General features: G+C 35.9%; 23 protein-coding genes. 3 read left to right on the forward strand and 20 right to left on the reverse strand.

Going from position 1 to position 20,780, the window contains the following annotated elements:
• Positions 1-7 precede the first annotated feature (7 nt).
• The 4 genes from JOC83_RS08360 to JOC83_RS08375 form a co-directional block, all read right to left on the reverse strand.
• Entirely contained in the window at positions 8-1,459 is a 1,452-nt protein-coding gene (locus JOC83_RS08360) for a nicotinate phosphoribosyltransferase (RefSeq protein ID WP_205186172.1), read from the reverse strand.
• 24 nt (positions 1,460-1,483) lie between these two features.
• Positions 1,484-2,032 carry a cysteine hydrolase family protein gene (locus tag JOC83_RS08365; protein WP_205186174.1) on the reverse strand — a complete coding sequence of 183 codons (549 nt, stop codon included), beginning with the start codon at positions 2,030-2,032 and terminating at the stop codon, positions 1,484-1,486.
• Between the two features lie 71 nt (positions 2,033-2,103).
• Complete coding sequence (locus JOC83_RS08370; RefSeq protein WP_205186176.1) at positions 2,104-2,880, reverse strand: NUDIX domain-containing protein; 777 nt, start codon at positions 2,878-2,880, stop codon at positions 2,104-2,106.
• Between the two features lie 712 nt (positions 2,881-3,592).
• Entirely contained in the window at positions 3,593-4,096 is a 504-nt protein-coding gene (locus JOC83_RS08375; protein ID WP_205186178.1) for a GNAT family N-acetyltransferase, read from the reverse strand.
• Between the two features lie 161 nt (positions 4,097-4,257).
• Here JOC83_RS08375 and JOC83_RS08380 point away from each other — a divergent pair, with 161 nt between their 5' ends.
• Positions 4,258-4,818 (forward strand): DedA family protein, encoded by a 561-nt coding sequence (locus JOC83_RS08380; RefSeq protein ID WP_205186180.1) that lies wholly within the window; start codon positions 4,258-4,260, stop codon positions 4,816-4,818.
• Between the two features lie 21 nt (positions 4,819-4,839).
• Here the strand turns inward: JOC83_RS08380 and JOC83_RS08385 are convergent, their stop codons facing one another.
• From JOC83_RS08385 to JOC83_RS08395, 3 genes are all read right to left on the reverse strand, one after another.
• A complete protein-coding gene (locus JOC83_RS08385) occupies positions 4,840-5,295 on the reverse strand; it encodes a hypothetical protein (RefSeq protein WP_205186182.1) in 456 nt (151 codons plus the stop codon).
• Between the two features lie 24 nt (positions 5,296-5,319).
• Positions 5,320-5,751 (reverse strand): hypothetical protein, encoded by a 432-nt coding sequence (locus JOC83_RS08390; protein ID WP_239583429.1) that lies wholly within the window; start codon positions 5,749-5,751, stop codon positions 5,320-5,322.
• Positions 5,752-5,833: 82 nt separating this feature from the next.
• Positions 5,834-6,070 (reverse strand): hypothetical protein, encoded by a 237-nt coding sequence (locus JOC83_RS08395; RefSeq protein WP_205186184.1) that lies wholly within the window; start codon positions 6,068-6,070, stop codon positions 5,834-5,836.
• A gap of 323 nt (positions 6,071-6,393) precedes the next feature.
• On the opposite strand from JOC83_RS08395, the gene JOC83_RS08400 reads away from it, so the two are divergent.
• The gene (locus tag JOC83_RS08400; RefSeq protein ID WP_205186185.1) at positions 6,394-6,516 is read left to right on the forward strand and encodes an FbpB family small basic protein; all 123 of its coding nucleotides are present in this window, start codon (positions 6,394-6,396) and stop codon (positions 6,514-6,516) included.
• Between the two features lie 37 nt (positions 6,517-6,553).
• On the opposite strand, the gene acuI is transcribed toward JOC83_RS08400, so the two are convergent.
• The 11 genes from acuI to JOC83_RS08450 form a co-directional block, all read right to left on the reverse strand.
• Positions 6,554-7,525 carry an acrylyl-CoA reductase (NADPH) gene (gene acuI / locus JOC83_RS08405; RefSeq protein ID WP_205186186.1) on the reverse strand — a complete coding sequence of 324 codons (972 nt, stop codon included), beginning with the start codon at positions 7,523-7,525 and terminating at the stop codon, positions 6,554-6,556.
• Between the two features lie 308 nt (positions 7,526-7,833).
• Positions 7,834-8,319 (reverse strand): GNAT family N-acetyltransferase, encoded by a 486-nt coding sequence (locus JOC83_RS08410; RefSeq protein ID WP_205186187.1) that lies wholly within the window; start codon positions 8,317-8,319, stop codon positions 7,834-7,836.
• A 16-nt stretch (positions 8,320-8,335) separates the two neighbouring features.
• Positions 8,336-9,295, reverse strand: coding sequence for a glycerophosphodiester phosphodiesterase family protein (locus JOC83_RS08415; protein ID WP_205186188.1), 960 nt, complete (start codon positions 9,293-9,295; stop codon positions 8,336-8,338).
• 273 nt (positions 9,296-9,568) lie between these two features.
• Positions 9,569-9,664, reverse strand: coding sequence for a putative holin-like toxin (locus tag JOC83_RS19980; protein WP_239583430.1), 96 nt, complete (start codon positions 9,662-9,664; stop codon positions 9,569-9,571).
• A gap of 145 nt (positions 9,665-9,809) precedes the next feature.
• Entirely contained in the window at positions 9,810-10,340 is a 531-nt protein-coding gene (locus tag JOC83_RS08420; RefSeq protein ID WP_205186189.1) for a S66 peptidase family protein, read from the reverse strand.
• 121 nt (positions 10,341-10,461) lie between these two features.
• Positions 10,462-11,568, reverse strand: coding sequence for a tyrosine-type recombinase/integrase (locus JOC83_RS08425; protein WP_205186190.1), 1,107 nt, complete (start codon positions 11,566-11,568; stop codon positions 10,462-10,464).
• Positions 11,569-11,740: 172 nt separating this feature from the next.
• A complete protein-coding gene (locus JOC83_RS08430; RefSeq protein WP_205186192.1) occupies positions 11,741-11,962 on the reverse strand; it encodes a helix-turn-helix domain-containing protein in 222 nt (73 codons plus the stop codon).
• A 247-nt stretch (positions 11,963-12,209) separates the two neighbouring features.
• Positions 12,210-12,482, reverse strand: a complete 273-nt coding sequence (locus JOC83_RS08435) for a hypothetical protein (protein WP_205186194.1) — start codon at positions 12,480-12,482, stop codon at positions 12,210-12,212.
• Entirely contained in the window at positions 12,479-12,700 is a 222-nt protein-coding gene (locus JOC83_RS08440; protein ID WP_205186196.1) for a hypothetical protein, read from the reverse strand. The genes JOC83_RS08435 and JOC83_RS08440 overlap by 4 nt, the downstream gene beginning before the upstream one ends.
• Positions 12,701-12,935: 235 nt before the next feature.
• Entirely contained in the window at positions 12,936-14,354 is a 1,419-nt protein-coding gene (locus JOC83_RS08445; protein ID WP_205186198.1) for a DNA primase family protein, read from the reverse strand.
• A 94-nt stretch (positions 14,355-14,448) separates the two neighbouring features.
• Positions 14,449-14,649: a hypothetical protein gene (locus JOC83_RS08450; protein WP_205186200.1), complete on the reverse strand. Its 201-nt coding sequence runs from the start codon at positions 14,647-14,649 to the stop codon at positions 14,449-14,451.
• 119 nt (positions 14,650-14,768) lie between these two features.
• Between JOC83_RS08450 and JOC83_RS08455 the strand changes: the two genes are divergently transcribed.
• Entirely contained in the window at positions 14,769-15,653 is an 885-nt protein-coding gene (locus tag JOC83_RS08455) for a hypothetical protein (RefSeq protein ID WP_205186206.1), read from the forward strand.
• A 503-nt stretch (positions 15,654-16,156) separates the two neighbouring features.
• Here JOC83_RS08455 and JOC83_RS08460 read toward each other — a convergent pair.
• The gene (locus tag JOC83_RS08460) at positions 16,157-17,572 is read right to left on the reverse strand and encodes a restriction endonuclease subunit S (RefSeq protein ID WP_205186207.1); all 1,416 of its coding nucleotides are present in this window, start codon (positions 17,570-17,572) and stop codon (positions 16,157-16,159) included.
• Positions 17,569-20,406: an HsdM family class I SAM-dependent methyltransferase gene (locus tag JOC83_RS08465; RefSeq protein ID WP_205186212.1), complete on the reverse strand. Its 2,838-nt coding sequence runs from the start codon at positions 20,404-20,406 to the stop codon at positions 17,569-17,571. The genes JOC83_RS08460 and JOC83_RS08465 overlap by 4 nt, the downstream gene beginning before the upstream one ends.
• Positions 20,407-20,780 lie beyond the last annotated feature (374 nt).

The raw sequence follows: 20,780 nt of genomic DNA on the forward strand, positions 1-20,780 counted from the left end.
CCCCGCTTTATTTACGCATTTGTTTCACGTTTTCTTTTACTTCAGCTATTCGCTTCATTTTATTCTCCCAGCACGCTTCACTTAAATCGACTGGGTACTCCTCTGGCATGATCGGTCTCTTGTATTCATCCCACAATAGCTCTAAATTTTTCTTCGCAAATGCTTGAACATCTGTTAGAGATGGGAGGTCATACACACATTGGCCGTTTTCAAAAACCGGATTTAAAAGCTCACGTGCTTCAAAGTTCGTCACAAACTTACTAATGAAGGTGTGAACGGGATGAAACATCTTTAATCGTTCTTCTTGCTGCGGCTGTTCGTCGTGAAGCGTGATGTAATCTCCTTCTGATTTGCCATTCGCTTTGTTGACAATTCGATACACCTTTTTACGACCAGGAGTGGAGACTTTTTCAGGATTCGCACTAATTTTAATACGATCAACCATGTCACCCTGTTCATTTTCAATCGCAACAAGCTTATAAACTGCTCCAAGCGCTGGTTGATCGTAAGCAGTAATGAGTTTTGTGCCAATTCCCCAGCTATCAATTTTTGCTCCTTGTGCTTTTAAGTTGATAATGGTTTGTTCATCTAAGTCGTTTGAAGCAATAATTTTTGTTTCAGTAAACCCTTCTTCATCGAGCATTTTACGTGCTTCTTTCGATAGGTACGCTAAGTCGCCACTATCAAGACGAATACCTTTGAACTGAATCGTATTCCCGAGCTCTTTGGCGACTTTAATCGCATTTGGCACACCTGATTTTAACGTATCATACGTATCAACTAAAAAGACGCACTCTTTATGACGTTCTGCGTACTTTTTAAATGCCGTGTACTCATCTCCATATGCTTGCACCATCGAATGCGCATGAGTTCCGGCAATTGGGATGCCAAATCGTTTACCAGCGCGCACGTTTGACGTTGCGTTAAACCCACCAATAAATGCCGCTCTTGTCCCCCAAATTGCCGCATCTAATTCATGTGCTCGGCGTGTTCCAAACTCCATTGCTACATCGTTACCGATTACTTGCTTTATGCGTGATGCTTTTGTGGCGATTAACGTTTGATAGTTAATCATGTTTAGAATTGCTGTTTCAATGAGTTGTGCTTCCACAATCGGTGCTTCCACTTGTAAAATTGGTTCATTGGCAAATACAAGCTCTCCTTCTTCTACAGAGCGAACATTTCCTGTAAAACGAACGTCTTTTAAAAAAGCTAAATAATCGTCCGCGTACCCTTGCTCTTTTAAATAAGCTAGATCATCCTCTGTAAACCGAAAGCCTTCTAAATATTCAATCACACGCTGTAATCCTGCAAATACGCCATACCCATTTCCAAATGGTAAGTTCCGAAAATAGACGTCAAATACGGCCTTTCTGTTATGAAACCCATCATTCCAATACGTTTCGGCCATATTAATTTGATACAAATCTGTGTGTAATGTTAAGCTATCGTCGTTCATCTTTCACCCTCCGTTTGTCTACCTTTATCTTACGGTTGCTCCCATGCACGTTTCAAAATGAGTCAGTGCCCATTCGTGTCCTGCTGAATTAAAGCTTGCGACAGCGTCTTTATAAACGACAATGGTAAAGCCTTTATTGTAGGCATCGACCGCGGTGTGAAGTACGCAAATATCGGTACAAACCCCTACTAAATGAACCTCTGTAATGCCTCGCTCACGCAATTTTATCTCTAAATCGGTCCCTGCAAATGCGGAATATCTCGTTTTGTCCATCCAGTACACGTTGTCTTTTTCTTTTGATTCTTCGTAAATTCCTTGAATGTCTCCGTAAAGATGACGACCTTCTGTATGTTGAATGTTATGAGGTGGAAACAATTTTGTCTCTGGATGATATGCATCATGTTCATTGTGTAAATCAATCGCAAATACGACATAGTCGCCTTCTTCAATGAATTGCTTCGTAATCTCTGCAACCTTTGCTTCGATTTGTTGACCTGGTTCTCCGCATGTTAACGCGCCATCTTGTGCAACAAAATCATTTGTATAATCAATGTGAATTAATGCTTTTTTCATTGTTTATTCCTCCCATATCCCTTTTCTAATCATCGTTATTTAGTTGTCTCCAAAACTAAAAGCTAAATTAGTCAATAACGCGCTGTGTAAATTGGCTTGATGACGTTCATCTCAACAAACCGATAAAGCTGTGTTGGAATTTTTGACGTTCGCTGTGTTTTTTGTCCTTCAACAGCTTGAATAAATGGCAACGTTTTAATTTTTCGCGCGAATGCTTGATCACTTGCGATTGCGGGATCATTTGTAACAGTAAGAAGTACCGCTTGTAACTCTGAATACGTAAAGGTTTCTGGTAAAAACTGCTTCGCAACTGTTGTTTGCAGCAAGTCATTTGTAATGATGTCAATTGCCGCTTGAATAATGTCTGCATGATCAAATGCTAAGTCGAGCGTGTGAATTTCCTCTAATGAAAATAATTCGACTTCTGCCGCATCATCGTTCGCTTGTCGCTTTGTTAATAAGTACTCTGGTACAATCGCATAATGAGCGTTTGAGATGATCCAACCACGCGGGTCTCGCTCTGGCTTGTCATAGACGCCAAAATGCTTCATATGAATACCTTGTACGCCTGTTTCTTCTTCTAATTCTCGCTTGGCTGCTTCAAAAGCGGATTCATCTTCTTGCACAAATCCTCCAGGTAAGGCCCACTTGCTCGCTTCAATGTTCACTTTCCCTTCTGCATTATGAGAAGAGCGTTTAATAAGCATGAGCTTGAGTGTCATGTTAGGTGGCTTGTATTCCATCACTTGCTCAGAGACGATGGTAAACACCGCGATATCAGATGTATAGCCGTCTGGTGTTCGATATTTCGATACGTTGTATTGTGTTAATGCTTCTTCGTTGGACACGATGTCGCCTCCTTTTTAATTAACGATATGTTAATTGTTAATTATATTATATCCATTTTTCAGAAAATGTCTACAAAAATGGGTAGTTTTTTTTTATTTAGTTTATTTCCATAAGTTTCGTTACCGTTTATAAAGTAGTGAAGAATGATTGATTTTCAATTCGGTTTACGAGATGCGTGATGAGCACACTCATCGTTAAACTCCTGTAAGACCTTATCTCATTCGTAGTTCCTACCGGAGTCTTTTCCCTTCCGCTCTAATGAACTTTAAACAGTTATCTTTAAAAAACGATTTAAAATCAACAGCCTTTTAGAAAAGAGCCGACATGTTAAAAGATACTATTAAGTGTATAGAATTGAACAGAATAAAAAATAGCCATGATTAGATTTCGCTAACCACGGCTCACTCATTTAACAATTGCAAATCATTAGTACATTTCCATCTAAGTCTTCAATATTAAAGTAGGCAAATTCACCAATACGCTCAATTTCTTTCACAACCGTTATTCCCCCTGCCTTTCACAAACGTGTCAGCCTCATCAATATCTTTAACGTAAAGATTAAATGAAAAAAAGTTTAAAAAACCGATTCATCCCCCACCTACTCACTGTGTTCCTTGAGGTGGGGGATGAATCGGTAAGAATGATAAAATAGAAGAAACACCTCTACAAACACTATAAAAATTATAGGATATTACGATTAATGTTCTTGTTTTATTTTATCAAGTATTTCACCATCAACTCTTCATCAATATATGCATCCCCTATCTTCAACGCCCGCTTTTCAATGCCATACGATTGAAACCCAACGGACTCATACAACTTTTTCGCCGCTTGATTCGTTGAAACGACAGTAAGGTGTACTTGTTCAATTGTCGATAACTGTTTTGCTTGGGTAAGTGCTGTTAATAAAAGCTGCTTTCCAATTCCTTGTCCTCGTACCGATGAAGTAACATACATCGCAACAATGTTTGCTCGGTGCTTCATTTTCATCGCTGATTCTAGAAGAAGCGTTACTACACCTACTAACTCTCCTTCCACAAATGCACCAAACGTATAGGACTGATCGGACTGAAAGCGCCCTTCATACAAAGAAAGTGGCTTATTTTTTTCTTCTTCATAGCTAGCACCAAACGCATCTGGATGAAACTTTAATCCTTCTAATCGTAACTCTCTATATGATTTTGCATCTGATGGGTTTAACTGTCTAATGAGCATCTCTTTATTCCCCTTCCATCTTTTTTTCATCATCATACTTTTTCTATTCCTTACTCGTAAACTACGACTCTAGACCGAGTCACTTTTACAGCTTCCGCTTCTATTGATTACGTTTAACAACCGCTATACTTTGGGTATTGAAAGAAAACGGAGTGAGAAACATGATGACTGTATTAAACGAGTTAGGACTTTTAGGTGTATGGCTTTCATTATTCATTGAAGGCAGTGCGCTTCCTTTTGTGGGCACTGTTTATATCATTACGATTGGTTTTATTAAAAACTTATCATGGCTTGAGATGATGAGCATTTCTCTACTTGGAAGCTTTCTTTATGCAGTTGGTAGTTATATTCCTTATTGGATTGGGTTTAAACTTGGTGATGCCGTCGAAAACAAGGTGAATAGTCAGCAATTTGCAAAAGCAAAACAGTCGTTTCATAAATACGGAATGTGGACCGTAGCCATCTCAAGTCCTCTTCCTCTTGGCAATGTCATTCCTTTTTTAGCTGGCATGACGAAAATGAAATTACTTCCTTATACGTTGCTAACGATGCTAGGCATCGCACCTACAACATTTTTATTTTTAAGCCTCGGACAGTTTTATGATGGAAGTAAGCAAGACGTTCTAAGAATCATTGATCAAGCGCAGTGGATAGCTGTCATCTTTGTGGTCATTATAGCCGTTATATATATATGGAAAAAACGACGCGTTCCTTGTCATTAAGGGAACGCGTCGTTTTTTTATTTATTCCTTCAACTCTATCACCAGCGTATAAGAAGCATCACCGTTTGGCCATACTCCCCTAATTTCGATTACGTGTCTGCCTTTGTGTGAAGGTAAGCTTAGTTCATTTTCATCAATGCTCAGCTCCGTCTCTCTTCCTTCTTCATTCCATGTATACGCTTCTAACTCAGGCTCTGAACCATTATTGAATTGAATGATAGCCACTGATTTTTGTCTAATTTGTTTAGCATCCATCTCTTCTGAAATTTGAAAGGGAGAAGCTGCATCTGCCACAACGACACGGCTTGAAAAGAGCCCTTTTGTTTGCCATTGATACGTACCTTTTACGGCTTTCACTTTTTCATTGTTGATTTTCACGATTGCTTTTGGAGGCTCCGAATAAGAGGAACACCCGAATAGAAGCATGACACTGACTATTGTTAAAAGACTACAAAATCGTCGAATCGTTTTGAACATCTCTCATCCTCTAATCCTTCAACTCTATTTGTTTTTCAATTCAATGGTCTCCTCTTGACCATTCCACTTGACCGTCACATGAATCAGATCGTTTTCATTTACTTTGGCGCTTCCTTCTGAAGAGGAGTGAGTTTTAATAGAGACATCATCATCTTGCTTAGCGTTTGTAAAGTCCCTTGTCCCGCTTCCACTACCTGCAGTCGTTTCATAAGTATAGTTCACCAACTGAATGGGTTCGGGTGCGCCTTTGTAAGTGATAATGAGCGCCTCTTCGCTCTTATGTTCGTAGCCAGCGCGTTCATTCTCTTCTTTCCACACTTCTGTTCCTTTTGCTGAGTATGCTCCGGTCCAGTGCTCACTTTCTCCTTTAAACGTATAGTCGTAATGAGTCGTTTCCTTTTGTGAACATGCTGTTAGCAGCAGCCCAACAGCTATCAATAACCCCATTCTCCTCATGCGAAGCTTCCTCCTATTCTTACAAAAGGGCACTTATCTTCTTTCGACTCATTTAGTCGTTTCGCTACAGCTTTTGGTACCTTTAATCTCCGCCACCGCCGCCGCAGCCTCCGCCACTATCTCCACCGCCCGAGCCGCCGTTTCCACAGTCTGAACCGCTGTCGCCACTAAAGAAGCCGATACTGCCTGCAGAGCTATCTGTACTATGATTTTGCGTACGAATTCCTCGCTTCTTTGATGGAGATACAGATCCCTTCACCGCTACCATTCCTACGATAAAAATAAATGCAATGATTATAAACAAAACAAACATTTCCATCAAAACAACCCCCTTTTTGTTCGTTATTAGTATATACGAAAAGAAAGGGAAAAAGTTTCAAATTTTTCATATTTATTCCACTTAAATTCCAGATTTTTTCATCTTCGTCTGTCTATCACTCCATACATAACTAAAATGGTAAACCTTCTATCATACCTCACGATGTTTTGGGTATTTTCCTCACTTCGATAAGAAAAGATTGAAGCCCAGTGTCAACTACGTTAAAAAGTTCACATAATTGTGACATTTGGACCTTCCTAAAAAGACAGAATTATTTTATTATTTAGATAATTAGATATTATTTTAAGGAAAGAAGTGAGCAAATGCGACGTAAATTTAAAAAATCATTAAAAGAGCTTGTTAAAGAAAACAAACAAGCATTATTAAAAGACAAGCAAGCCATAGAAAAGATTGAAAAACGAATTGAAAAGCGACACGAAGTATAAAAAAAGACTTCCCATATGTTTGGGAAGTCTTCTTTATTTACGCTTGTACGTTTACAATGGTACGTCCTTGAATCTCGCCGTTTGTAATGCGTTCTGCATATTCAGGAACGTCTTTTAATGTAATTTCCGTGACCACTGATTCAAGAACAGTCGCATCAACCGTTTCTGCTAACTGCTTCCATGCCTTTACTCGTTTTTCATATGAAACCATTACGGAATCAATGCCAACAAGCTTTACTCCACGCAAGATGAATGGGAAGACCGTTGAAGGTAGATCATTTCCGCCTGCTAGTCCACACGCCGTCACTGTTCCATCGTACTTCATTTGACTTAGTACGTTAGCGAGCGTTTGACTGCCTACCGTATCAATTGCCCCTGCCCATTTTTGCGCATCAAGTGGCTTTCCTTTTTCAGATAAAAGTGCACGATCAATCATATTTGACGCACCTAGTTTACGTAAGTAATCATGAGAAGATTCTTTTCCTGTAGATGCCGTTACGTGGTAGCCTTGTTTAGCTAAAAGATACACAGCAAAGCTTCCTACACCACCAGTTGCGCCTGTTACAAGCACCTCTTCTCCTGTTTTGACACCTTGTTCTTCAAGTGCTACGACTGAAAGTGCTGCCGTAAAGCCTGCTGTACCAATAATCATCGCTTCTTTTAACGTAAGTCCATCTGGAAGTGGAACGAGCCAGTCTGCTTTCACTCGTGCGTATTGTGCATAGCCACCCCAATAACGTTCTCCAACGCCCCAACCTGTTAAAATAACCTCATCACCAGGCTTGTAATCTGGGGAGCTTGATTCCTCTACCACACCAGCAAAATCAATACCAGGAACAAATGGAAACTCGCGCACAATTTTCCCTTTTCCCGTTACGGCTAGTCCATCTTTATAGTTTAAATTTGAATAATGAACCTTAACAAGAACTTCTCCTTCTGGTAATTCATCTACTGAAAGCTCTTTAATCTCTGGATCCTTATTTAACACAAGTGCTTGGAAATGACTCATTCTATTATCCCTCTCTTTATTTTGACTTTATATGTAGTGTACGACTTTTAAAGGTCATAACTCAACTATTACGCTTATATATTTCAGAATTTTTAAAATAAAAAGAGGTAATGTTAGTCAAATTAGCTTATTCGTCTTGTGAAAGGAGATTTAGACAACACTCTCTTAGAATTTAATAAAGGGAACGTCACATTCGGTGTCGATTTTGATCCATTCACAAGGCGTTACACAATTATTCCAACAGGTTTAACGCGAATGAATGGTGAATTATTAATAAAGTGATAAGCGTCTTGTTGCAAGGACGCTTATTACTTGGCATGCCAACGATAGTGAACAAAGAATGGTTCGTTATCGATTTCTTCTTCAAATTCATTTCGCTTCAATACCTTTTGTGACGCTACATTTTCTTTCGTCGTTTTTGCATGAATCGTTTTAATCCCTTTTTGCATCACTTCCGTTAGTAAAAGCTGAACCGCTTGGTAGGCAATGCCTTTGCCGACATGCCTTTCCCCTACACGATAGCCAATGTGACCACTTCTTTCAACGAAATTGATGTCAACTAGATTAACACGTCCAACAAGTTGTTCCTCTTCGTTTCGGATTAAATAGAAAAAAGACGTTCCGTCATCATGCTCCTTTAACAGCTCGTTATGCCTCACTTGAAACGTGTCCCAATCGTAGTACTCTTCTCCTCGACTTGGTACCATTTGTTCAAAAAACGCGCGGTTGTCACGTTCAAAACGCAGCAACTCGTACGCATCTTCTTCTTTTAATAGTTCAATATAAATTCCCACTGTACTCCCCCATTTATTATTCATATAACGGTGCAATAACATCAATTCGATCTGTCCAAATCGTTCCTTTAAAGGTAGAAGGAATACGTGTCACATCGTTTGTTGTATCAAATCCTTCAGACCATTTCCCTTTTCCAGCCACGAGAATGACGCGTGTATGATGGTTTTCCATTCGATTCACGAACTTTTCTGGCCATCCCCATAAGAAAGGAGCAAATCTTTCTGGAATATGAAGCTGTGTTTCTTCACAAGCTTGTGGCACATAACCCGTCCAACCAACTGCTGTATAAGACAACAAGCATGACTTTAGAGAATCCATCGACATCGTACGTAGCTCTGGCAGCTCTTTTTCAAGTTCATCAATTGGTTGACTTCCTCCATATACCGCTAACTGGCTTAGCCGGTCTTTAGGTAGGTTTTTTAGGTAAGCAGCAAGTGCTTTTCCTTCATTTGGATCATCGCTTTTTATATTGAGTAAAAATGATTCTTTTGGAAAAGATGCAAACACTTCATCGAGTGATGGCATCATTCCAACTCCTTTTCCACGGAATGGATAGGTCTTACCTCCATCGGCTGTGTATCCGTGACCAATATCTATGCTTTTTAGCTCTTCCATCGTATAATCACTCACCTTCCCGTTGACATCGGTCCGGCAATCAAGCGTCCAATCATGAAAGATGGCAAACTGATCATCCTTTGTTAACTTAAGATCAAACTCAACAAGATCGGCTCCTGCTTCAAATGCTGCTTTCATTGATGAAATCGTGTTTTCAAGATAAGGATGTTCCGGCTTGTAAATGCGTTCAGCTGTACACGTGTCATTTTCAAGATTTTCTCGATGAAAGGTTTGAGCAAGCCCTCTATGTGCAAGAAGCTCTGGCTCTTGTGAAGTTGGACTTGCAAGCAGCGTCGTATTATTGAGATAAACCAATCCAATAACGAGCATCAGTCCTACTATTACCTTTTTCTTTTTCATTGTCATCCCCCATTATGTATGAAATCGCTCTTATCATAATAGGAACATTCTCCTTGTTCAATTGCATCAAAATCATATTCATATGATAAGATTCTGAAAATTTACCAGATTTCTTTTTCTTTTTCATCATAATATGGTAATATCATGGTAGAAGATACACAGCATAAAAATGACCGCAGATGGTGGAACATCGACGGTCATCCCAATATAGCGTTCCGTTAAGGATCGGCCTACTCAAAATAGACCTCTCGCCTGATTGCCGTCAAGTGAGGTCTATTTTTTATCTTTATGAAAAGATAAAATCGCAATAACAAGCATCGAAAACGAAATCATTAACGACAAAGCTTCCGCGATTGACATTATAGGCATCACCCCCTTTCACCTAATTACCTTTAGATGAAACAAGGAGCTTAGCCGACCACACTTGAACCGAAGCGCTATATTGTTCTTTTATTATACCATATTTATCTAATTGCTTGTTTGCTAGCATTTACTTTCATTCATTCTTCCCAAATTAAAGCCATTCTTCTATTAAACTCACCTTTTTATTTGTAGCGTCTAACGTCACTTTTCGTCCAATTGGCATCGGATGCATCGGATGTGTGTGACAGCAATCAAAGTCCGCTAGAACTGGAATATTCCTGTCATCCATGATTTCTAAAAGAACCTCATATGGTTTGCGTCCTGTTCCTAAGTCATCATATTGCTCATGCTTACCAAGAATAATTCCGCCAACTTTATCAAAAATCCCATTTACTTTCAGCATCGCCACGTTTTTTTCAACAACTGCTATGTTTTTTGCACAATCTTCAATGAGTAAAATGTCGCCTTCTTGAATCGTAGGCATATAAGAGCTTCCTAGAATTCCATACATCGCATTTAAGTTTCCACCGATTAAGCGTCCTTCTGAAACTCCTTCCGCTGCGCAAATCCATTCGTTTTGATATAGTGTCTTTTCTGTCGTTTTTGTTTCCCAGTTGACGGCTTCATCTGACCACATCTCTGGCAGTGTAGAGGTCAGGGGTTCGAGCCCCCTATGCTCCATACCATATGCAAGCGGGATAAACCTTGATATATCAAGGTTTCTTCTTTTTTATCTAGGTTTATCTCACTTACGGGAACACTCATTAAATTATCGTTTGGTCACCATTTGGTCACACACGCACTCATTTAATCATTTCATCTAATTTTCGGGCCACTTCCTCTTGCATAGTTGGAAGCACATGTGAATACGTATCAAGTGTAACTTTTATGTTACTGTGACCTAACCTCTCGGAGATAACCTTGACATTTACACCCTTTGATAGAAGTAACGTTGCATGAGTATGCCTTAAATCGTGGAAACGGATTTTAGGAACATCAGCTAATTTAATCAGTCGGTTGAAAGTCCTTCTCACATTTGCTGGATTAAAAGGTGTGCCATGCTGTGTACAAGCTATTAAATCGAAATCCTCGTAAATGGTCCCTAAGCTAAGCTTTTCTTTTGAAACGGTTAATTTACGAGTTTTTAACGCCCTTATTGTTACCTCTGACAAATTGATTGCACGGAGGCTTGATTGGGTTTTGGCCCCACTCATCATTTCCTTTCCATCATGACTGAGCGTTTGCTTAATCCTTATTAACCCTTTCTCCAAATCGACATCCTTCCAGCGTAACCCAAGTACCTCACCTTGACGCATTCCAGTGGTTAATGCTAAGTGAAAGACGATATAGGAGGGATCCTCTCTAGCTACCTTAAGAAATTGGTTTACCTCATCTTCATTCCATACCGTCATCTCTTTTTTATTTGCTTTTGGCAGTTTGACCTTCAAGGCCACATTTTTAGGCACTAACTCAAAATCCACTGCATGCTCCAACGAATTTCTTATAATTTCATGAATCTTTTTAATCGTAGAACTGCTCAGGCCCTCTTCACTCAAGCGGTTGATGAAAGACTGAATTTGAATCGTGGAGAGCTTTGATAGCTTGTAATTCCCCAGCTCCGGTACAATTCTTCCTTGTAGGTAGGCTTTATAAACTTTTGTGGTTTGAACACCAATACTGTTTTGCTTTGTCAAAAACCAGTCGTCTAAGTAATCTTTATATAAGATAGTGGATGGTTCAATATAGCTACCTGTATTTACAGTATTTATGGCCTCAGCCAGTGCTTGCTGTGCTTCTTTTTTTGTTTTAAATCCCCGCTTTTTCTTTTGTTGGCGTTTACCGTCAGCCTTATATCCTAACGTAAAGACATAGTACCAACTTTTCCCTTCCTTTTTTACGGTTCCTTTCATACAAATCTCTCCCCATTTTGAAAATAAAAAGTGCTAAGCCATCTCAATGAACGGCTACAGCACCTTTTTAGAAGAGAGTGCTTTGTTATAGCACATCTCAATTTTAACTTTTGAGATGTGACAGTATATACCATCTCAAATATATATGGGATCTGCATGTTTAATCAACCTATTAATCTAAATTGCTAATTTTTTCATGAATGTTATCCGTCTCTTCCTCACCGTCCAGCCAACGTACAAATACAGCTTTTAAAATCTTAATTCTCTTGCCGACTCTCACTGTGTGAAACTGGCCTGAAGAAACCAATTCGTAAGCTTGGCGTCGGCCAATTCCTAAAATCTCTTGAATATCATCAACGTTTAGCACATCTGGGTACTGATCTAAACTATTCATTATAACACTCCTTTAACAACACCTTGATACTTATGATTAGCATGACATATCTCCAATTGGCAGTTCACATAGTTTTGTCTTTAGGAGCTTCTTGATTTAGCTTTTTCGCTTCTCTAGCCTTCTGGTTACGATGTCTTTTAATATATTTCCCTCTATTCAAACCTTGGCTGGATTCATCTGTAACAGCCCGCTCATTTCTGCTTCAGTTAAAAAACTGTACATTTATTTAAGGATACTTCAATATATTTCACATTAACAATTCCTTCCGACTGTATTCTTCAACAATTTCATATAAACGCTCTGTTAGTCTTTCTATTTCTTTTAATTCTTGGGCTGTTGCTTCAACACCCTTGATTGATATCCTCCAACTTTTCCTTATGCAATCAATGTACTCTTCATGCTTTTGCTTAATAAGCCAAACTGATATCTTCTCATAAAGATCATCTTGTTCACTTTTTTCTACTTTTATTAACGGGGGAAGCTTAGATTGAATACGATTTAATCGTCCTTTTATGCTCATGAATTTAACTCTCCTAATCGTTTTTCAATTTCACACATTTTTTCATCCATTCCGCCTACTTCCATGGCCCTTATTATACTATTTGATAATGTGGCAATTACTCTAGCTCGATCTATAGTTGGAGCTTCTTCTTGTAATAATTCATTAATTACTCTAGCAAGCATCCTTCGTACGTCTTGAGGCTTATTTAACCTGACTTTTCCTTTAGAAACTGTCATATAAATTCCCACCTCTCAAAACACTGAAATATAAAGGCATTTAGGCATTTTTATCATACAAAATGTTATATTTTATAGGATCTGTTAATACCAATTTCCTCTAAGCTATTTTGATATTAATTCTTTTATATAGACTATCTGTGTATACTGTTATTGGAAATGGTTAAACTGGTATTGTTGCTATATAAAACCTTGACACTATTTGATTTTCTCCATACCAGATTTTTTTTAGTAATTACCATTTATTAAAATAATTAAATTCACTGTCTATTCTTAATGCAATTCCTGAGAACGCCCTTTTGCCATTAGCTCTAACTGTGTCACTTTTAAAACCTTTTAAATGAAGTGATTTATAAAACTTTTGCAACCCTAGTGGTTTATAACCACTCAACTTACACCATTCACTATAAGCTCTATATACACTCATCTTAGATATTCTTGCATTTTCTAAAAATACGCATTCCTCTTCAAGAAATTGTATAACTTTGTCATTTGCCCTCTTATACTCATTAAGGGCATTTTTTGTGTCTTGGTTAGTTGTAAATCCGCCTTGACTCCTCAATCTTTTTATACCTTGAAGAGCAACATTTAAAAGTCCGCTAAGTTCTTCTACTGTAACTAACTTTTCCAATAAGTTTGGATCTGCATTTTTACCAATGAATGAGAAAGGAAAATTTATGATGATCCATCTTCTAAAAAAGCCCTCTGATAAATCGCTTGAAGTTGGCAATTCATTTGCTGAGAACATTAACCTGGAATATGGTTTAAAAGTAAAGCTTTTTTGCCCTTTGTTCTCAGCCTGGAGATCGTCACCAGTTACTATTTTTTTGAAAATTCCAGTATCCTTTAACGCACTTGCAGGTAAATCTGCTGAAGTGTTCGCTAGCTTTCCAAAGAGACTTGCAGTTGCAAATCTGTTTTTTTCGAAATCTTGTATATCATGGTGACAAATGTTTTCCTTACCAATAAAGCATTGAAATAAATTCATTAAAACACTTTTCCCATTAGCACCTGTCCCAGTTAACATTAACGCTTTTTCATACTTAGTTGAAGAAAACAAACAGTAGCCAAACCATTCTTCCAGAATAGGAACTGTGTCTGCTGGAACAACTTCATTAATGAATTTTTTTATATTAGGACATTGTGCATTAGGATCATATTCGATTGGAAGCTGTATTGTAGTCAAAATCATTGGAGAGTGTTCAATTAATTCACCGGTATCTACATTTAATAAACCATTCTTTACATTTAATAATGGAGTTAAATTAAATGCATCCACTTTTAAGACCTTCCACCTCTCGATCTGCCCAATTACTTCCGCTACTCGCTGATTATTCGCTTCAAAACCTAATAGTTCTTGAATTTTTTGCCTTAAGAACATTTCTTTTCCTGATTTATAGACACCGTCTTCATATACAAGTAAACCTAATCCTTCACAATAAACAGTTGGATACTTACTCATGATATCGTTAGCTACAGCCATCGGAACAAATCTATAAGATCCATTTTTACTTTTGGAGAAATAATTAGCATAATCAGTTGTTGGCTCAACATCTATTCCTATTTCTTTTAAGTGAGTAACCCACATCAACCGGCTACCATATCGATAATCTAACTCTTCCACTTTTTCAGGATCGATAAAATTGAAAATCATAAAGTCACCTCAAGTTGCATTAATGTCTTTTTCCTAATACCCTGAAAAGGCTTGACTACTGTTCTTTTGACAATATTGAACTACCTTGACAGTATTAATGGCTTTTTTTATTCTCATTTTGTTTCTCTTTATATAGAGTTTCGATAATACCTTGTATACATTGTTTATCTGCTTTCGAAAGTTCATTTCGTAACACTCTACAGAATTGACTTTCGCTTATCCCGTATTTTTCAGCAACTTGCCATTGAAATAACCCCATTTCCTTAATTTTTGACTTGATTTCATAATTGGGCATCTTTATCACCTCAGATGTAAAAATTGTTGTTGTTGCATTATAAATTCTGTCCACTTGGTAAGAATGTAAGAAGTGGAAAATCAGGTGGACACGTAGCATTAAAGTAAAGGGTGGTCTTTATGGAAAAAAGGATTCTCGGATTAAAAGTTCGCTATATTCAAAATGTTTATAACATAACATTTATAGAAGAAGAAAATGATTTTTTTGCTATTAAGATTAAAGGAATTAATAGAACATATAACATTTTTTATGAAGAAACTTGGATGGGCCAACGAGGCTTATTACAAGAAATATTAAGTGTTCATAAAATGAGGACAACAAGTAATGAAAAGAGTTTATTTAAAAAATTTGTTTTGAAATGGGGATTTATTAGTAATTTGGAGAAACAGTCAATGAGTGAATTCTGGAATGAAATCAATATTTTAGCGCTATTACTATCCCGCTACAGCCAGATAATGAACAAGGATTTACACTCTCTAAGGAAATGGATCTTAATAAAAGAGGTGAGAAAAGAAGTTTACGAAGAAATTAATGGAGTTCAATACCGTATTGAAAATGCTGAAACTTTATCTGCAAAAAGAGGTGCCAGAACAATAGTATCCTTTAGTGGGAACATTAGATGTGGTGTTATCGAAACCAAATCTAGTTTAAACGATATACAACAAAATGAATTGGCAAGCTACCAACTTCTTGGGTTTACTTTTTTAACTGAAGTTCTTTATGACTTAAACATACCCACACTTATTAGACCTGGGAGAATTAATATTAATCAAAGAAATTCATATACACCCATCCAGGAAATAAAAGTAGATCCTTATTTAGAAATTAAAGATATGTGTTCATCAATCTATGTCTTGTTGTTAATGCTAATAACAAAAAAACAATCCGTTTGTAAGTCATGTGATGCACCATTTACTCCAAAAAGAGCTAATAACATATATTGCAGTACTACATGTAGTAATTACGTTAAGAAGAGGAATTATAGAGAGAGAAAATATAGATGAGCTGTTCCATGCTCCTATCTTAATCCGTCGTTTTTTATTCAGTATCTGTTAGTCTTGGAATAGAAATATCAATACATGATAATGAAGGGTACCTCGCATTTGAAAAGAGCGGATAGTAATATATACTTAAAATCTCCGTAACTTGCTCTTTATCGCTTAAAACCATACTAACTCCATCTATATTTCTAATTCAAACTTCCGCTTTACTATCACTTGTGATACGGTTCACCGAACTTCATCAAATAACAAAGTTAATTTTGAACATAAAGTTTTTATTACAATTTGACTTCTATCCTATCAAGGGCGAGTCGTACGTTATTTGGGGTTATTTATAGTTACCGACAGTATCTATGAATTATTATTTATCAAGGGGTTGCAGTTTTTTGTTTCTTCTAATTATTGCTTATTAATTATAATTACTTTAAGTTTGTTGCCAAATGAATGCCATAGAGATCAGACTTAAAAAAATAAAACCATCTGCATAAATACAGATGGTTTTATCCCTAAACAATGGCTTTTCTAATAAGATTGTCTATTTCGAGTTTTTTACTAACTAGTGCCATCTCAGCTTGCCTTACTTTTTCTAACTTCTCTTCAATTTTCTTTACAATTTCGTTTTGTTGATTTAAAGACACCTGAATTATAGGAAACCTTTTAAGTTGATTTGGGAAAAAGTTAGTATTGTTTCCAAGACCTTTTTTTTCTTTTTCAACAATCAGTTGAAATAAGTCACTACAAAAGTAATAATAAAAATATTTAGGGTTATGCGAATTAGAAATCCTAACTCTCATAGTGAAATCAGCAAAAATCGCGTCAATGTCATCCTCAATGAGGGCAACTTTTCCTATTGTGCCTTCACCAGATCGTGCAATTATTATATCCCCTTTTTTAATACTATTTGCTACCTTATTCTTTTCAAAATATTCCTCAGAAACTCGTCTACTACCGTCTTTGTCTAAAGTCCAATTTTTAATGGAAGACATGCTGATATATATAGCTTCTCCGTTATCATCATCATAATCAGATGGTGATATACTTGAACCTAATCGAATAGGTTCATTAATAAAATCTTTAAGTGGACTTACTTTGTGTTGAGCAATCTTGGACAATAATTTTTTATATTTCTGTGCATTGAACTTATAACTAAAGCGAAGATCAAAAGAGTTATTTATTGACAACAAATCTTTTTTGTATGTGGTAGGTTTTTTTATGTCTAAAACCTCTTGAAAATCAATATTAAATTCAGTGGCAAGAATCTCATTGATAATTTTATTTCTATTTTGGATCTCCTTTTTAAGTTCATCCATTTCATTTTCTAGCTTTCTTATCTTTGTTCCAATTTCTTTCTGTATATCATATGGAACATTAGGCACTAATAATTGTAAGAAATCTATAGGATTAACCCTTTTTTGAGAAGGAGTCTTTCCAGTCTCGAGTCCAGAATAATATTTTAAATAGTCGTCGAGTAATAAAAGATGTCTAATAAATGTAAGATCAATATCTTTCTTTCTTTTTTTATAAGGAATCAATTCAGTAGACCCAATTAAATCAGTACTACTTTCCTCATTAGTAAAAATATATCCCTTACTCATAACTAATTTTGAAACAATTATCTCGGCCTCGTTTAAGATCGTTTTGTCAGAACCGACAGACGTAACAGGTTGTATACTATTCACTAATCTTCCATACTTGGCCTCTGTTTCACTAATACTCAGCAGATTGCACTCGTCTTCAAGTTCCCCTTTTTTTACTCTTTTTATTGGGAGACGGTTAATTAGATCCGCTACTTTTATTTTATTTAGACTAGTTTTCTTTATCGGGTCACCTTTTTCATTATCCCAAGTTTCCCTATATTTCGAGTCAAGCCTTAATGATAATTGATTTCCTATCTCTCCTAACGTTGTAGTAAAAACTTTCATTTCCAAATCTCCTCTGTCTTAATCATATCTAGTATGGTTTGAGGATTATCTGTATTAGTAATGATATTTCCCAAACGATCCACTGCGTAAAGCTCATTTGGTCGATCTTGACGACCTCGTTTAGTTCTTTTATAACCAAGATGTTCAGCTTCTGCATAAAAAACATTAGTATTAAAATGTCTACTTACTTCTCCGTAAACCCACCATGAGTTACAGTAGCCTAATTGATGTTGTTTAGCTTTTGTTGTTTCCCAATCTGGGTAATCTTGCTTTGAAATCTCAATAATCTCATCATATGACCTTTCAACAATTTCCTCTAATGAAGTCAAATCATTAGGGAAATAATCTTTTATATATTTCTTAAGAATATTAGTCCCTTCGGAATAATCATAATTTAGTATAGGATTGTTCTCAACAAAAGCTCTTATCTCATTTAAATTTTTTACATCACTATTATTTACAACTTGTTTGTCTAGTTCTTTAAATTCTTTATCTACCGCTAAAAATTCCTGCACTAGCTTTTTACTTTTTAATTCTTTAAATTCTTTTTTCTCATCTTTTGACTTTTCCTTATATGGTATAACAGCTAATTCCTTATATCTAATAACATCAGCCTCTGTTTCTAATGATTCCAAGCTCACTCCGCAATTTTCCCAATTTTCATATAGCTCTTCAGGTATCATTTTGTTAAACAATTCAGTATATAATTCTGAAGTGAAAACAGTGTCATCAAGAATTTTTTGGCTAACATTAAAATCAGTTGAATATTTTTCACACAACTTTAATAAGCCATTTTTACCATTAAATAACTCATCGTTTTTTAAGATACTATGTACCAAATTACTGTTCCTTAATTTCAAATACTTTTTTGTATAGTGATTCCATTTCTTTTCAAATTGCTTTATCTCATTTTGAGTTCTTTTAGTTGCAAAAAGAACACTTACCTTTGTAGATGTATAGGGTTGAAAAGCAATTTTGTCTAATGAGACAACAGCATTAACTCTGAAGTATTTTAATAAGAATAATCTTATATACTTGTTTTCAGTTGTATCGAAAACTGAGTCTGGTAAAACAACGCCTATTCTTCCGTTTTCTTTTAATAACTGATACCATCTTTCAATAAAAAGATTCTCTGAGTTCTTTTTACTTGCATATGCAAATCGATCAGAATACGTATCTTGATCCTCGTCCTCTGCAAAAGTTAAGCTAAATGGAGGATTAGTTACAATAAAATCAAACTGCTCATTAAGTGGATATTCCATACCAAACATGTTTTCTTTTCGTTCTACTTGTAATCGTGGAGAATGTTGCAATGTTATTCTTGCAGGTTGTTCGTATTCATTAAAATGTGCTAATCCATCTTTAATAAAGATATTAGCATTACCGTCACCATGTAATATCATATTGACCTTTGTAGCTGTTGCCAACTCTATATTTGGCTCAATACCATAGATATATTGGTGAGCCCATGAGTTAATCTTATTTTTTTCATCCGCATCCTCAACAAACAACTGATGCTGTATTATATTTTTTATAGGTCTTGAAACAGATATTTTATCTTTATTGTCCAAATAAAATTTAGATATTATTTTCATAACCTCTAGAAGAAACGTTCCTGACCCACAAGAAGGATCGATAACGTAAGGTAAAAGTCCTGCTACTTCGTCTTGTCCATTTAACCTTTTAATAGCTTCATCTTTTATATCTAATGCTTCAATAATAAATCTTACTATGTTTGTATCAGTAAAGAATTGACCTTTATCTTGTTTAAACTGTGTCGAGATTATTGATTCAAAAAACTCACCTAATATATCACTTTCATTTTTATTTTCAGTTAAGGAGATGCCTTGTATTAGTTTTACTGCATTGATCACTTTGTTCAATGACAACTTATCTAAATCGATGAATGTAGATTTTTCGATAATGTCATCAGGTTGGTTTAAGAGGTGAGATTGTGCTTGGCGATATAGTTTTTCGATACGCTCAAAAGTTTTTTCATAAGGTTCTCTTTTTCCATCTTCGAAAACTATTTGAAACTCGTATTTTTCTCCGTCTCTTCTCCATAGTTCATCATATATTTTAGCTAGGAATAAATGCATTAAATAATAAAAAACATCGTTGTAATTACTTGATCCTCCACCCCACAGAACGTTATGTAATTTACCTTTTAGTTTCCAAAACTCATCTCTGCCCAACTCATTATTTAACTTTTTGAAGCCTTGTTCTTTACCCTCCTCCTCATCAACCTTTGCATAATGAGCATGATATGAGATTCCATAATCCTCAGGAATAACATTTAATTCTTCCTCATCTTTTCTAGCCATCCACTGCTTGTAGGATTTATAATTTTCAAAGTCTACAATTATGTTCTTATCCTCTAGTGACTCATCGACTGTATAGTAAATCAAATATTTCACTTTTCCTTCTTGAGTATCCTGGATACCAGCCATATTAAATAATTGAGTCTGAATATTTACTTTCTTTGCTTCATACTCAATTGGGGATTTACATTCTATGAATAAGTAGGTTTCTTCCTTATTTCTTTTATCTCTCACCAGTATGTCTAAAAAAGCACTTTTGTCCACTGGTCTTGAACCAATATTATAGTGTTTTTCTAACTCAATACAATCTACTGGATAATCTAACTCTCTCACAAGTTTTACAATAAGATATGCTCTAATATAACCTTCATTTTCAAATTTGATAGGATTATGACATACTATGTTGTCGTTATATTTTATTATCTTTTTTTCTTCATCAATTAAGACAATTTCATTATTCGGATCGTACTTCTTTATATAGTCTAGAATTTTCTGCTTATACGTCTTCTCCATGCATTCCTACTCCTTTTATCCTGATACTAAATTAGTTAAAAAATATCTATATTATTACAGTACTCAACAACAATTTTAACATAATACTCTCTTATTAGTCATACTGATATAGAACATGAAGAATTTTTTCCTCATTTTCTTTCTGTACTTGGCAATTAATAACTACCATTAATAAACGTAATGATTTAATGCTTAAAAAGAAGCTTTCAAACATTTCAACCTTATTTGAAACAGTAATAACTGAACAACAAAAAATTTGTTACATTCAGCCATAAATAAAATCATAGTTAACAAAGGAAATAAAATTAAAGAGCGAAGCATCAAAAATATTGAACTTTTCTTTGATACTTCACTCGAAGACTTTGTGCTTACTC

Source organism: Priestia iocasae (genome assembly GCF_016909075.1).
In the GTDB taxonomy this organism is placed as follows: domain Bacteria; phylum Bacillota; class Bacilli; order Bacillales; family Bacillaceae_H; genus Priestia; species Priestia iocasae.